General features: G+C 59.5%; 14 protein-coding genes and 1 pseudogene. 14 read left to right on the top strand and 1 reads right to left on the bottom strand.

The window, feature by feature from the left end; genetic code table 11:
- Positions 1–241: 241 nt before the first annotated feature.
- From NAV33_RS19605 to hisC, 11 genes are all read left to right on the top strand, one after another.
- Positions 242–1057: an ABC transporter ATP-binding protein gene (locus NAV33_RS19605; RefSeq protein WP_255983174.1), complete on the top strand. Its 816-nt coding sequence runs from the start codon at positions 242–244 to the stop codon at positions 1055–1057.
- Entirely contained in the window at positions 1050–1847 is a 798-nt protein-coding gene (gene mlaE / locus NAV33_RS19600) for a lipid asymmetry maintenance ABC transporter permease subunit MlaE (protein WP_255983172.1), read from the top strand. Before NAV33_RS19605 ends, mlaE begins: the two co-directional genes overlap by 8 nt.
- Positions 1847–2305 (top strand): outer membrane lipid asymmetry maintenance protein MlaD, encoded by a 459-nt coding sequence (gene mlaD, locus NAV33_RS19595; protein WP_255983170.1) that lies wholly within the window; start codon positions 1847–1849, stop codon positions 2303–2305. Before mlaE ends, mlaD begins: the two co-directional genes overlap by 1 nt.
- 11 nt (positions 2306–2316) lie before the next feature.
- Positions 2317–2967, top strand: coding sequence for an MlaC/ttg2D family ABC transporter substrate-binding protein (locus NAV33_RS19590; RefSeq protein WP_255983168.1), 651 nt, complete (start codon positions 2317–2319; stop codon positions 2965–2967).
- Positions 2960–3286 carry an STAS domain-containing protein gene (locus tag NAV33_RS19585; protein WP_255983166.1) on the top strand — a complete coding sequence of 109 codons (327 nt, stop codon included), beginning with the start codon at positions 2960–2962 and terminating at the stop codon, positions 3284–3286. The genes NAV33_RS19590 and NAV33_RS19585 overlap by 8 nt, the downstream gene beginning before the upstream one ends.
- On the top strand, positions 3286–3768 hold the full coding sequence (locus NAV33_RS19580; protein WP_255983164.1) for a phosphate-starvation-inducible protein PsiE: 483 nt from the start codon (positions 3286–3288) through the stop codon (positions 3766–3768). The genes NAV33_RS19585 and NAV33_RS19580 overlap by 1 nt, the downstream gene beginning before the upstream one ends.
- Positions 3769–3866: 98 nt before the next feature.
- Positions 3867–4106, top strand: a complete 240-nt coding sequence (locus NAV33_RS19575; RefSeq protein WP_255983162.1) for a BolA family protein — start codon at positions 3867–3869, stop codon at positions 4104–4106.
- A gap of 102 nt (positions 4107–4208) precedes the next feature.
- Entirely contained in the window at positions 4209–5474 is a 1266-nt protein-coding gene (gene murA / locus NAV33_RS19570; RefSeq protein WP_217475177.1) for a UDP-N-acetylglucosamine 1-carboxyvinyltransferase, read from the top strand.
- Between the two features lie 121 nt (positions 5475–5595).
- Positions 5596–6225 carry an ATP phosphoribosyltransferase gene (gene hisG, locus NAV33_RS19565; RefSeq protein ID WP_255983156.1) on the top strand — a complete coding sequence of 210 codons (630 nt, stop codon included), beginning with the start codon at positions 5596–5598 and terminating at the stop codon, positions 6223–6225.
- 136 nt (positions 6226–6361) lie between these two features.
- Complete coding sequence (hisD, locus tag NAV33_RS19560; protein ID WP_255983154.1) at positions 6362–7672, top strand: histidinol dehydrogenase; 1311 nt, start codon at positions 6362–6364, stop codon at positions 7670–7672.
- A gap of 191 nt (positions 7673–7863) precedes the next feature.
- Entirely contained in the window at positions 7864–8907 is a 1044-nt protein-coding gene (gene hisC, locus NAV33_RS19555; protein WP_255983153.1) for a histidinol-phosphate transaminase, read from the top strand.
- Between the two features lie 144 nt (positions 8908–9051).
- Here the strand turns inward: hisC and algW are convergent.
- Positions 9052–10210, bottom strand: a pseudogene (gene algW, locus NAV33_RS19550) (Do family serine endopeptidase AlgW).
- 202 nt (positions 10211–10412) lie between these two features.
- Between algW and NAV33_RS19545 the strand changes: the two are divergent.
- The 3 genes from NAV33_RS19545 to cysN all read left to right on the top strand — a co-directional run bounded on the left by NAV33_RS19545 (position 10413) and on the right by cysN (position 14165).
- Positions 10413–11171, top strand: a complete 759-nt coding sequence (locus NAV33_RS19545; protein WP_255983151.1) for a Nif3-like dinuclear metal center hexameric protein — start codon at positions 10413–10415, stop codon at positions 11169–11171.
- Positions 11172–11336: 165 nt separating this feature from the next.
- Positions 11337–12254, top strand: coding sequence for a sulfate adenylyltransferase subunit CysD (gene cysD, locus NAV33_RS19540; protein WP_255983149.1), 918 nt, complete (start codon positions 11337–11339; stop codon positions 12252–12254).
- Positions 12255–12266: 12 nt separating this feature from the next.
- A complete protein-coding gene (gene cysN, locus NAV33_RS19535; protein ID WP_255983147.1) occupies positions 12267–14165 on the top strand; it encodes a sulfate adenylyltransferase subunit CysN in 1899 nt (632 codons plus the stop codon).
- The last annotated feature ends 55 nt before the right edge of the window (positions 14166–14220 follow it).

Here is a 14220-nt window from a genome sequence, read left to right as displayed (position 1 = left end):
TTAAAACGCGGGATTATAACGGCAAACCGATCGCCGCTCACCGAAAAGCTGCAGTTCCGAATAGCCGCTTGCGAAGCTAAACCCTCGCTGAGTGACATGTGCTCGCTCATGCGCCGACACAGTCGCGTGTTGGGGCGCTTGGCAGCGCGGTGCTATAGTTCGCCGCCGAAAATGGTCGCCGCGAAGTATCTCCGGAAAGCTGGGGGGCGTCTGATTCGCAGACTGTAGCCAAGGAGAGCCAATGAGCGCCGCCAACGCTAACGCCGTCGAGCTGAAAGGTGTCACCTTCAAGCGCGGGGAGCGGAGCATTTTCAACAACGTCGATATTGTCATACCGCGAGGCAAGGTAACGGCCATCATGGGGCCGTCCGGCTGCGGCAAGACGACACTGTTACGCCTGATTGCGGCCCAACTCAAGCCGGCCAGCGGCGAAGTTTGGGTGGCGGGAACCAACCTGCCGACCCTGTCGCGCCGTGAGCTGTTCGATATGCGCAAGCAGATGGGCGTGCTGTTTCAAAGCGGCGCGCTGTTCACCGACCTCGATGTATTTGAAAACGTCGCGTTTCCGTTGCGCGTGCATACCAAGCTGCCGGAAGAGATGATTCGTGACATCGTGCTGATGAAGCTACAGGCAGTAGGGCTGCGGGGTGCGATCGAGCTGATGCCTGATGAGCTATCCGGTGGGATGAAGCGCCGTGTGGCTTTGGCGCGCGCTATCGCGTTGGACCCGCAGATACTCATGTACGACGAACCCTTCGCTGGCCAGGACCCCATTGCTATGGGCGTTCTGGTGCAGTTGATTCGCCTGCTCAATGATGCGCTGGGTATCACCAGTATCGTGGTTTCCCACGATCTGGCCGAAACCGCCAGCATTGCCGATTACATCTATGTGGTTGGCGATAGCCAAGTGCTCGGGCAGGGTACGCCTGCCGAGCTTCGCGAATCGGCCAACCCACGTATCCAGCAGTTCATGAGAGGCACGGCAGACGGCCCGGTGCCTTTCCATTTCCCTGCACCGGCCTATGCCGACGACCTGTTGCGAGGCTCCGATGCGTAAGCGCTCCTTGATCGAACGAGTCCGTCTGCTCGGTGAAGCCGGCATGAATGTGGTGGCCGCGCAGGGCCGCGCGACGCTGTTTCTATTCCACGCGCTGTTCGGCCCTAGCGGCTTGAGCAATCGCTTTTCTCTGCTGATCAGACAGCTTTACTCGGTTGGGGTGCTGTCGCTGGCAATCGTGGTGGTGTCGGGAATTTTCATCGGGATGGTGTTGGCGCTGCAGGGCTATAGCATTCTCAACAGTTATGGATCCGAGCAGGCGGTGGGGCAAATGGTGGCCCTTACGCTGCTGCGCGAGCTAGGGCCGGTGGTCACCGCGCTGCTGTTCGCCGGACGCGCCGGGTCGGCGCTGGCTGCCGAGATTGGCAACATGAAATCCACCGAACAACTGTCCAGCCTGGAAATGATTGGCGTCGATCCGCTGAAGTACATCATTGCGCCGCGGCTGTGGGCCGGTTTCATCTCGCTGCCGTTGCTGACCGTGATTTTCAATGTGGTCGGCATCTGGGGCGGTGCGATGGTTGCGGTGGACTGGCTTGGCGTATACGAAGGCTCGTTCTGGGCCAATATGCAGAACAGCGTCACCTTCACCTCGGATGTGCTCAATGGAGTCATCAAGAGCATGGTATTCGCCGTGGTAGTCACCTGGATCGCGGTGTTCCAGGGCTACGACTGCGAGCCGACTTCCGAGGGGATCAGTCGCGCCACTACCCGAACCGTGGTCTACGCCTCGCTGGCGGTACTCGGCCTCGACTTTATTCTGACCGCGTTGATGTTTGGAGATTTTTGATGCGTATCCGCACCCTGGAAATCGGTGTTGGTCTGTTCCTTTTGGCGGGCGTGCTGGCTCTGCTATTGCTATCGCTGCGGGTCAGCGGGCTGAGCGTCGATAGGACCGACACCTACAAGCTTTACGCTTATTTCGACAATATTGCCGGTCTCAGTGTCAGATCCAAGGTAACCATGGCCGGCGTGACCATCGGCACGGTGACCGCAATCGACCTGGATCGGGAGAGCTACACCGGACGTGTCACGCTGGAAGTGCAGAAGGATGTCGACATCCTGCCGGTCGACTCCACTGCGTCGATTCTGACCGCTGGGCTGCTGGGCGAGAAGTACGTAGGCATCAGCGTGGGTGGCGAAGAAGAGACGTTGGGAGACGGCGATACCATTCGCGATACCCAGTCGTCGCTAGTGCTGGAAGACCTGATCGGCAAATTTCTACTCAATTCGGTAAATAAAGAGTGAGGAGTGTTCATATGATGACTGTCCTGCGTCGCGGCTTGCTGGTATTGCTCGCTGCCCTGCCTCTACTGGTTCAGGCGGCCCCGAGCGCCCATGAAGTGATCGAGCGGACCACAGATGAACTGCTCGCCGACCTTAAGGCCAACAAGGAGCAGTACCGTCAGGATCCGAATGCCTTTTACGACTCGCTCAATGAGATTCTCGGTTCGGTGGTCGATGCCGAAGGAATTTCCCGCAGCATCATGACCGTGAAGTACTCGCGCGGCGCCAGCCCTGAGCAGATGAAGCGCTTTCAGGAGAACTTCAAGCGCAGCCTCATGCAGTTCTACGGCAACGCCCTGCTGGAGTACGACAATCAGCAGATCCGGGTGCTACCTGCGAGCGGCAAGCAGGATGCCGAGCGCACCAGCGTTGGCATGGAGGTGACGGGTCGCCAGGGCGAGATCTATCCGGTCTCCTACACCATGGTCAATCAGAACGGCGAATGGCTGGTTCGAAATGTGATCATCAATGGCATCAACATCGGCAAGTTGTTCCGTGACCAGTTCGCCGACGCCATGCAGAAGAACAATGGTGATCTGGACAAGACCATCGAGGGCTGGGCCGAAGTGGTCGCGCGGGCCAAGGACACCGAAGCCGGTCAGCAGGCGGCGGGCGATGAGTAATGGGCGTGTCGAGATGGGCGCTGGCGGCGAGCTGCTGCTCTCCGGCGTGCTCGATTACCAGTCCGGCCCGGCTTTACGCCGTGACGGTCAGGCACTGATTCGGGCGAGTAAAGAAGAGCGGCTATTGATCGATTGCTCGTCAGTGGAAAAATCCAGCAGCGTCGGGCTTTCCTTGTTGCTGGCTTTTACTCGCGATGCAATCGGGTCGGGTCGAGAGGTGCTCATCATCAATATGCCCAGCGATATGCGTGAAATCGCCAAGGTGTCTGGTCTGCTGGATGTTCTTTCGCTGACAGACGAAACACGGGGAGCGGGCTGATGCTACTGCGCTGGGCGGAGTCGATGCGCGGCAAGGTTCATGCAGTGGCCGAGTCGCTGGGAAATCTTCTGGTCGAAACTTTTCATTATCTGGCGCTGTTCGCTATTGGTGCAGTCACCGCCTGGGCGGGGGTGGTGGCGTTTCTGGGCATGATCGAGAAAGGCAGCATCAGCGTCGACGACATTCTGCTGCTGTTTATCTATCTAGAACTCGGCGCGATGGTTGGCATCTACTTCAAGACCAACCATATGCCCGTGCGCTTCCTCATTTACGTGGCGATCACTGCGCTGACTCGTTTGCTGATCTCGGATGTTTCGCACCATCATCGTCCGGACATGGGCGTGGTCTATATTTCCGGAGCCATCCTGCTGTTGGCGGTGGCGATACTGGTTGTTCGTTTTGCCTCGTCGAAATTCCCAGCGGTAGCTGCCGGCAGCCGTCCTCAGCGTCCGCGTGACAGCGAGGCGGAAACACTCGACTGAGTGAGCTTCGTCACTCCGCGTGGGTTCGGGGTTCGCAGCCTTCGGGCTTTTTTGTATGATGGCCGACCGCGCGCGTCCGGCGCCGATCGAGGTTGAACATGCAGGCTGTAGAAGTTAAGAATTTTCTGGAAGAGAAGCTTCCGGGTGCTCAGGTGGAAGTCGAGGGTGAAGGCTGCAACTTCCAGCTGAACGTGATCAGCGATGAGTTGGCCGGCTTGAGCCCGGTCAAGCGTCAGCAGCAGATTTATGCTCATCTGAATCCGTGGATCGGCGACGGCAGCATCCACGCCGTCACTATGAAATTCTTCAGCCGTGCCGACTGGCTTGCGCGTAGCTGATTGCCGGTCACGATAGACATATTTCAGCCAGTGCGCAGTCCCTGAAGCCGCGTACGGCTCCTCTTCGACAGTGCTTCGAGCCTGCGGGTTACGGGAACATTCATGGATAAATTGATCATCACCGGCGGTGCCCGCCTAAACGGCGAAATTCGCATCTCCGGCGCCAAGAACTCGGCCCTGCCCATTCTGGCGGCTACCTTGCTTGCCGATACCCCGGTAACCGTCTGCAACCTGCCGCACCTGCATGACATCACCACCATGATCGAGCTGTTCGGTCGCATGGGCGTGCAACCAGTCATCGATGAAAAGCTCAGCGTTGAAGTCGACGCCAGCAGTATTCAGACGCTGGTCGCACCCTATGAACTGGTCAAGACCATGCGCGCATCGATCTTGGTGCTAGGCCCCATGGTGGCACGCTTCGGCGAGGCGGAAGTGGCCCTGCCGGGCGGTTGCGCCATCGGCTCGCGGCCAGTCGACCTGCACATCCGCGGTCTGGAAGCGATGGGTGCCCAGATCGATGTCGAAGGTGGCTATATCAAGGCGCGGGCTCCGGCTGGCGGCCTGCGCGGCGCGCATTTCTTCTTCGATATCGTCAGCGTGACCGGCACCGAGAACATCATGATGGCGGCGGCGCTGGCGAACGGTCGTAGCGTGCTGGAAAACGCTGCGCGTGAACCGGAAGTGGTCGATCTGGCCAACTTCCTCAACGCCATGGGTGCGCAAATCTCCGGCGCCGGAACTGACACCATCGTTATCGACGGCGTGAAGCGTCTGGGTGGTGGGCGCTACAGCGTAATGCCGGACCGCATCGAGACGGGCACCTATTTGGTGGCCGCCGCCGCAACCGGCGGTCGCGTAAAGCTCAAGGATACCGATGCCACGCTGCTCGAGGCTGTATTGCACAAGCTCGAAGAGGCTGGTGCCCACATCGATACCGGCAGCAACTGGATCGAACTGGATATGAAGGGCAATCGGCCGAAAGCGGTCAACGTCCGTACGGCGCCGTATCCAGCATTTCCCACCGATATGCAGGCGCAGTTCATCGCCATGAACGCTGTCGCCGAAGGCACCGGCACGGTCATCGAGACGGTGTTCGAGAACCGCTTCATGCACGTGTACGAAATGAACCGCATGGGCTCGCAGATACTTGTCGAAGGTAATACTGCCATCGTGACCGGTGTACCGAAGCTCAAGGGCGCCCCCGTGATGGCGACTGACCTCCGTGCCTCGGCGAGTCTGGTCATCGCCGGCCTGGTGGCCGAAGGCGATACGCTGATCGACCGTATCTACCACATCGATCGCGGCTACGAATGCATCGAAGAAAAGCTGCAGCTGCTGGGCGCCAAGATCCGCCGCGTACCGGGCTAGTCCCAAGCCATGTCGGGGTCGCCAGCTTGTGGGCGGCGACACCCGGTCGGGGCGAGTCAACCCGGCTCCGCCCATGCCTGCGCTACGGCCGCCATCAATAGGCTTAAAGGAACAACCGTCCATGCTCACCATCGCCCTTTCCAAAGGTCGTATTCTCGACGACACCCTGCCGTTGCTCGCCGCGGCCGGTATCGTTCCCACCGAGAATCCGGAAAAAAGCCGCAAGCTGATCATTCCGACTACGCAGGATGACGTGCGCTTGCTGATCGTCCGTGCCACCGATGTGCCGACCTATGTCGAGCACGGCGCGGCGGATCTCGGTGTCGCGGGCAAGGACGTATTGATGGAATACGGCGGGCAGGGCCTGTACGAGCCGCTGGATCTGAAAATCGCCAACTGCAAGCTGATGACAGCAGGGCGGGTCGGTGCTGCAGAGCCAAAGGGTCGGCTGCGCGTTGCGACCAAGTTCGTTAACGTTGCCAAACGCTACTACGCCGAGCAGGGCCGCCAGGTCGACATCATCAAGCTCTACGGCTCGATGGAGCTAGCGCCCTTGGTAGGGCTTGCGGACAAGATCATCGACGTCGTCGACACCGGCAATACGCTGCGTGCCAATGGCCTGGAGCCGCAGGAATTGATCGCCATGATCAGTTCGCGCCTGGTGGTCAACAAAGCCTCTATGAAAATGCAGCACGCCCGCATCCAGGCATTAATCGACGCCTTGCAGGGCGCGATCGAACATCACGGTTGAGAACCCTCCGGTCTGCGCTGCAGCCCGGCCCGCCTATCCGTGTCATAACCTAAATTTTCAGGTGCCCACGCGGTTGGCTTGTTAATCTAGTGGCGCCTGAAAATCCGCTTCGACGCATCCATTCATGAGGCCTGTTATGACCGCTTCCATCGACATCCGCCGACTCAATGCTGCTGATCCGGACTTCTCGCGACACCTGGATCATCTGCTGAGCTGGGAAAGCGTGTCCGACGATGGCGTCAATCAGCGCGTACTCGAAATCATCAAGGCGGTACGTGAGCGAGGCGATACGGCTCTGGTCGAGTTGACCCAGCGTTTCGACGGCCTCGAAGTGGCTTCGATGGCCGATCTGATCCTGCCTCGTGAGCGCCTCGAACTGGCGCTGGAGCGCATTACCCCGGCGCAGCGCCAAGCGCTGGAAGCGGCCGCTGAGCGCGTGCGGACCTATCATGAAAGGCAGAAACAGGATTCCTGGTCGTACACCGAAGCCGACGGCACGGTGCTGGGCCAGAAAGTTACCCCACTCGACCGTGCCGGGCTTTACGTGCCGGGCGGCAAGGCATCGTACCCGTCATCCGTACTGATGAACGCCATTCCTGCCAAGGTTGCCGGTGTACCAGAAGTCGTCATGGTCGTGCCGACGCCGCGCGGCGAGCTGAACGAACTGGTGCTGGCGGCGGCCTGCATTGCCGGCGTCGACCGGGTCTTCACCATTGGCGGCGCGCAGGCCGTCGCGGCGCTGGCCTACGGAACCGAAAGCGTGCCGCCGGTGGATAAGATCGTCGGCCCCGGTAATATTTACGTCGCCACGGCCAAGCGTCACGTGTTCGGCAAGGTCGGCATCGACATGATCGCTGGACCGTCGGAGATTCTGGTGGTCTGCGATGGCCAGACCGATCCCGACTGGATCGCCATGGACCTGTTCTCCCAGGCCGAACACGACGAAGACGCCCAGTCCATTTTAGTCAGCCCCGATGCTGCGTTTCTCGACAAGGTTGCCGAAAGCATTGCGAGGCTGCTGCCGACTCTGGAACGCGCCGATATCGCTCGTGCCTCCATTCAGGGGCGCGGCGCGCTGATTCAAGTCGCCGATATGCAGCAAGCGATAGACGTCGCCAACCGCATCGCGCCAGAGCATCTGGAGTTATCGGTGGCTGAGCCTGAGCAGTGGCTGCCGCAGATTCGCCACGCCGGAGCGGTATTCATGGGGCGCTACACCGCCGAGGCACTGGGCGATTATTGCGCTGGGCCAAACCACGTGCTGCCAACGTCCGGCACGGCGCGTTTCTCGTCTCCTCTGGGCGTGTACGATTTCCAGAAGCGTTCTTCGATCATCAATTGCTCGGCCGAGGGGGCGTCTGAGCTGGGCAAGATCGCCTCGGTCCTGGCCCGCGGTGAATCGCTGACGGCGCACGCACGCAGCGCTGAGTACCGGATAAAGCGGTAAAACGAAGAAGACGAAAAGGCGCTGGAGGTTGGACGTGTAAGAGCGAGCTTGCTCGCGAACCGCCTTGAAAGCTTCGCCAGCAAGCTGGCTCCTACGGGTTGGGCGGTGCAGCCGAGGCTGGTTCCTGCGCGTCGGCTCTTTCAGTCTCCAGCCTCTGCGATCAAACAATTTGAACACCAAGGAGAAAGGGCATGAGCAAATTCTGGAGCCCCTTTGTCAAAGATCTGGTGCCTTACGTACCGGGTGAGCAGCCCAAGCTGAGCAGGCTGGTCAAGCTCAATACCAACGAGAATCCCTACGGCCCATCGCCAAAGGCGATCGCCGCGATGCAAGCCGAGTTGAGCGATAGCCTACGCCTTTATCCCGATCCGAACGGGGAGCGCCTCAAACGCGCGGTTGCGGAGCATTACGGTGTGCGGCCGGAGCAGGTCTTCGTAGGCAATGGCTCGGATGAAGTGCTGGCGCATGCCTTTCACGGGCTGTTCCAGCATGGTAAGCCGTTGCTGTTTCCCGACGTGACCTACAGTTTTTATCCGGTCTACTGCGGTCTGTATGGCATCGAATACGAAGCTATCGCGCTGGACGATAACTTTCAGGTCGATGTGGCCGACTATGCCCGACCGAACGGCGGAATCGTTTTCCCTAATCCCAACGCACCAACTGGCTGCCTGCTGGGGTTGGAAGCGATCGAACGCCTGCTGCAGGCCAATCCCGATTCGGTCGTCCTGGTGGATGAGGCCTATATCGATTTTGGCGGCGAATCAGCGATTGCCTTGGTGGACCGCTACCCGAACCTGCTGGTGAGCCAGACGCTGTCTAAATCCCGCTCGCTGGCAGGGCTTCGCGTCGGTCTGGCCGTTGGGCATCCCGATTTGATCGAGGCGCTTGAGCGGATCAAGAACAGCTTCAACTCCTATCCTCTGGACCGTATCGCCATTGCCGGCGCCGCCGCAGCGTTCGAGGATCGCGAATACTTCGAGCAAACCTGCCGACAAGTAATTGCCAGTCGCGAAGACTTGATTGCCTCGATGCAAAAATTGGGTTTCGAAGTGCTGCCTTCAGCGGCCAACTTCATCTTCGCGCGTCATCCTCAGCGTGACGGCAGGCAGCTGGCGGAGCAACTGCGCGAGCAGGGCGTGATCGTGCGGCACTTCAAGCTGCCGCGTGTCGACCAGTTCCTGCGTATCACTATCGGTACGCCTGAGCAGAATCAGGCGCTGTTGCAAGCGCTCTAGAGGTAGCGGCAAAACTCAAGCTTCAAGCTTCAAGCTTCAAGCGGCAAGTAGAAGCGGATGCGGTGCTTAGCAGAATGTCATCACTTGCATCATGGTTTGCTTGCAGCTTGCAGCTTGCAGCTTGCAGCTTGCAGCTTGCAACAGCTATTGCGGACCTTTCTCCACCAGCGGTCGCATCCCGACTTCAGCCGTCAGTGTCAGTGGTTTGCCGTTGCGCAGGATATCGATATCGATCTTATCGCCAGGACGCGCCCTCGCAACCTGGTTCATCGAGGTGCGGCCATCGCTGGCTTGCTCGCCGGCAATGCTCAGGATTAGATCACCCGGCAGTAACCCGGCACGCTCAGCCGGACCGTCGCGATAGACACCCGCGACGACAATTCCCGGCCGTCCGGTCAGGCCGAAGGATTCCGCCAGCTCCTGGGTCAGGGATTGCACCTCGACCCCGAGCCAGCCGCGGATGACCTGACCATGTTCGATGATCGATTTCATCACCTCGATTGCTAGCTTCACCGGAATCGCAAAGCCAATACCTTGCGAGCCGCCGGATTCGGAAATAATCGCCGTGTTGATACCGATCAATTGCCCGGCGGTATCGACCAGTGCGCCACCGGAATTGCCGCGGTTGATCGCTGCATCGGTCTGAATGAAGTCTTCGTAGGTATTGAGACCCAACTGGTTACGCCCCGTGGCGCTGATAATGCCCATGGTCACCGTCTGGCCGACCCCGAACGGGTTGCCGATCGCTAGCGTCACATCGCCGATGCGGATGCTATCGGAGCGCCCGATGGTCATCGCTGGCAAATTCTCCAGATCAATCTTCAGGACCGCGAGATCGGTTTCCGGGTCGCTGCCAATCACCCGTGCAAGCGTTTCGCGGCCATCACGTAGCGCTACGACTATCTGCTCGGCGTTGGCGGTAACGTGGTTGTTGGTCAGCAAATAGCCTTCGGGGCTCATGATGACTGCCGACCCGAGGCTCGACTCCATGCGTCGCTGCCGCGGCAGGTTGTCGCCGAAGAAGCGCTGAAACAGCGGGTCGTCCTTGAGCATCGGCTGCTGCGGGGTTTGATCGATCACTTTCGTGGTGTAGAGGTTGGCTACGGCGGGTGCCGCGCTACTTACCGCGTTGGCGTATGAATAAGGACCCTGCTGCGGTATCCCCCACCACCGGCGTGTGGCGCAAGGTATATTCAGGTTGCGTGCCCAGCCCTACCAGATGCGGGTAGCGCTGGATGATCAGCAGGGCCATGAGCAGGCCTACCAGCAACGGCCAGCCAAGAGAACGCAGGGCATTGATCATCGCGATTTTAGAATCCGGGCAGGTTGCAGGGGTAGATAGCGCCCCCTTAAGGTGGCGGCATTATACGAAGCTGGTGGCGAATTGCAGCTTCGCCAGTTGCTTATCTGCGCTGAGTTGGCAGGGCGGGTTAGATCACGCTCTTGGCCAGCGTAACGACCGCTTAGGCTGAGGTCAGTTTTTTCTTTTTACGAGAGGATGTCGCATGGCCGTTGCACTGACCACTTTGGTCGAGGAAGCCGATCGCTACCTGAATGCCGCGAAGATTTCGGACTACTGTCCGAACGGCATGCAGGTCGAGGGACGACCACAGGTGCGCCGCATTGTCAGCGGCGTAACCGCGAGCCAGGCACTGCTGGATGCTGCGGTCGACGCGCAGGCCGACGTGGTGCTGGTGCATCACGGCTATTTCTGGAAGAACGAAGACCCGCGCGTGGTGGGTATCAAGCAACGGCGATTGAAAACCCTGCTAACTAACGAGATCAGTCTGCTCGCTTATCATCTGCCACTCGATGTGCATCCTGAAGTCGGTAATAACGTCCAGCTGGCACGGCTGCTCGGGTTGATCATAGAGGGGCCGCTGGAGCCCAATAATCCTCGCTCCGTCGGGCTTGTCGGCTCGCTGGACGTTCCGTTGGCACCGGCTGACTTCATGCGCCGGATTCACGCTGCACTGGGCCGTGAGCCGCTGATGATCGAAGGTGCAGGCCCGATCAGGCGGATAGCCTGGTGCACCGGCGGCGCCCAAGGCTATATCGAACAGGCCGTGGCTGCTGGCGTCGATGCTTATCTGACCGGCGAAGTGTCGGAACCGACTGTGCATATCGCTCGGGAAAGCGGTCTGAGCTTCTTCGCCGCAGGCCATCACGCGACGGAACGCTGCGGCGTGCAGGCTCTGGGAGACTATTTGGCGCGACGTTTCGCCATCGAACACCTGTTTATCGATTGCCCGAACCCGGCCTGAGTTGCGTGATCTCGTCAGGCCTTGGCAGATATCCAGGCGTTTTTCAGCCGATATAAAGCTAGAAGATTTAGATCTAAAAGGCCGCCTGATTAGAATCTAACGCCGTGTTAAAGTTGCGCCCTCGTTCCGGCCCGCGGCCGTCCATCTGCCAATTCGTGAGTAGCTATGGTCGACAAACTGACGCATCTGAAACAGCTGGAGGCGGAAAGCATCCACATCATTCGTGAGGTGGCCGCCGAGTTCAACAATCCGGTGATGCTCTATTCCATCGGTAAAGACTCCGCCGTAATGCTGCATCTGGCACGCAAAGCGTTCTTTCCTGGTCGCCTGCCGTTCCCGGTGATGCACGTCGACACGCGCTGGAAATTCCAGGAAATGTACCGCTTTCGCGAGAAGATGGTCGCCGAGATGGACCTGGACCTGATCACTCATATCAACCCAGACGGTGTCGCGCAGAACATCAATCCGTTCACTCACGGTAGCGCCAAGCACACCGACATCATGAAAACCGAGGGCCTGAAGCAGGCGCTCGACAAGCATGGCTTCGACGCCGCCTTCGGTGGTGCGCGCCGCGATGAAGAGAAATCGCGGGCGAAGGAGCGGGTGTATTCCTTCCGTGATAGCAAGCATCGTTGGGACCCGAAGAATCAGCGCCCTGAGTTGTGGAATGTCTACAACGGCAAGGTGAAGAAGGGCGAATCCATCCGCGTCTTCCCGTTGTCGAACTGGACCGAGCTGGATATCTGGCAATACATCTACTTGGAACAGATTCCGATCGTGCCGTTGTACTTCGCTGCTGAACGCGAAGTCATCGAGAAGAACGGCACGCTGATCATGATCGACGACGAGCGCATCCTCGAGCACCTCTCCGACGATGAGAAGGCGCGTATCGAAAAGCGCATGGTGCGCTTCCGCACCCTCGGCTGCTACCCGTTGACGGGTGCGGTGGAATCCACCGCCGCGACGCTGCCGGAGATCATTCAGGAAATGCTCCTGACGCGTACTTCCGAACGTCAAGGCCGCGTCATCGACCACGATGGCGCCGGTTCGATGGAAGAAAAGAAACGTCAGGGCTACTTCTAAGGATTCCGCATCATGTCTCATCAGTCTGATTTGATCAGCGAGGACATCCTCGCGTACCTGGCCCAGCATGAGCGCAAGGAACTGCTGCGCTTTCTAACCTGCGGCAACGTCGACGACGGTAAGAGCACCCTGATCGGGCGCCTGCTGCACGACTCGAAAATGATCTATGAAGATCATCTCGAAGCCATCACCCGCGATTCGAAAAAATCCGGCACCACTGGCGATGACGTCGACCTAGCGCTGCTGGTCGACGGCCTGCAGGCTGAGCGCGAGCAGGGCATCACCATCGATGTCGCCTACCGCTATTTCTCCACGGCCAAGCGCAAATTCATCATCGCCGATACCCCCGGCCATGAGCAGTACACGCGCAACATGGCGACCGGTGCGTCCACTTGCGACCTGGCGATCATTCTCGTCGACGCTCGCTACGGCGTGCAAACTCAGACCAAGCGCCATAGCTTCATCACCTCGCTGCTGGGCATCAAGCACATCGTCGTGGCCATCAACAAAATGGACCTGATGGACTTCGATCAGTCCGTTTTCGAGCGCATCAAGGCCGACTATCTCGCCTTTGCCGAGCGCATCGAGCTGCAGCCGTCGTCGCTACACTTCGTACCGATGTCGGCGCTCAAGGGCGACAATGTGGTAAACCGCAGCGAGCGAGCGCCGTGGTATGCAGGCCCGTCGCTGATGGAGATTCTCGAAAGCGTCGAGATCGCCGGCGACCGCAATTTCGACGATCTGCGCTTCCCGGTGCAATACGTCAACCGCCCCAACCTGAACTTCCGCGGCTTCGCCGGCACGCTCGCCAGCGGCATCGTGCGCAAAGGCGACGAAGTGACGGTTCTGCCATCCGGCAAGCGCAGCAAGGTCAAGTCTATCGTCACCTTCGATGGCGAACTGGAGCAGGCAACCCCAGGTGAAGCGATCACTGTGACGCTAGAAGACGAGATCGACGTGTCTCGCGGCGACATGCTGGTGCACGCTGACAACCAGCCGCGCATCGTCGACAGCTTCGACGCCATGCTGGTGTGGATGGCTGACGAGCCGATGCTGCCCGGTAAGAAATACGACATCAAGCGTGCGACCAGCTACGTGCCGGGTTCCATCGCCAGCATCACCCACCGGGTCGACGTAAATACTCTGGAACATGGTTCCGCCAGCAGTCTGCAGCTCAACGAGATTGGCAGGGTCAAGGTCAGCCTGGATGCCTCGATCGCCCTCGACGGCTATGCGCAGAACCGCACCACCGGCTCGTTTATCGTTATCGATCGCCTCACCAATGGCACTGTTGGCGCGGGCATGATCATCGCTGATCCGATTGCTCAGGGCTCCTCTGGGCATCACGGCGCGCTGGCGCACGTTTCCACCGAAGAGCGAGCGACGCGCTTTGGCCAGCAACCGGCTACCGTGCTGTTTACCGGCTTGTCCGGTGCCGGCAAAAGCACGCTGGCCTACGCGGTTGAGCGCAAGCTGTTCGATATGGGCCGCGCCGTTTATGTGCTGGATGGTCAGAATCTACGCCACGACCTGAACAAGGGCCTTCCGCAGGACCGCGCCGGACGTACCGAGAACTGGCGCCGTGCCGCTCACGTGGCTCGTCAGTTCAACGAGGCGGGCCTGTTGACCCTGGCAGCCTTCGTTGCGCCGGATGCCGAAGGTCGGGAACAGGCCAAAGCGCTGATTGGTGCTGATCGTGCCATTACCGTCTACGTCCAGGCCTCACCGCAAGCCTGCCAACAGCGCGACCCGCAGGGTCTGTATGCGGCGGCCGGCGACAATATCCCAGGTGAATCCTTCCCCTACGATGTGCCGGGCAATGCGGATCTGGTGATCGATACGGAGTCTTTGACAGTGGAAGAAGGCGCCAAACAGGTCATTGATTTGCTGCGCAAACGCGGCGCTATCTGAGCGATGCCGTAAAGCAAAGCGCCCTGCAATCTGCAGGGCGTTTTTGTTTCTAGCG

The sequence above is a fragment of the Stutzerimonas stutzeri genome, from assembly GCF_024448715.1.
In the GTDB taxonomy this organism is placed as follows: domain Bacteria; phylum Pseudomonadota; class Gammaproteobacteria; order Pseudomonadales; family Pseudomonadaceae; genus Stutzerimonas; species Stutzerimonas stutzeri_AR.
This window is presented reverse-complemented; position numbering and strand designations above follow the sequence as displayed.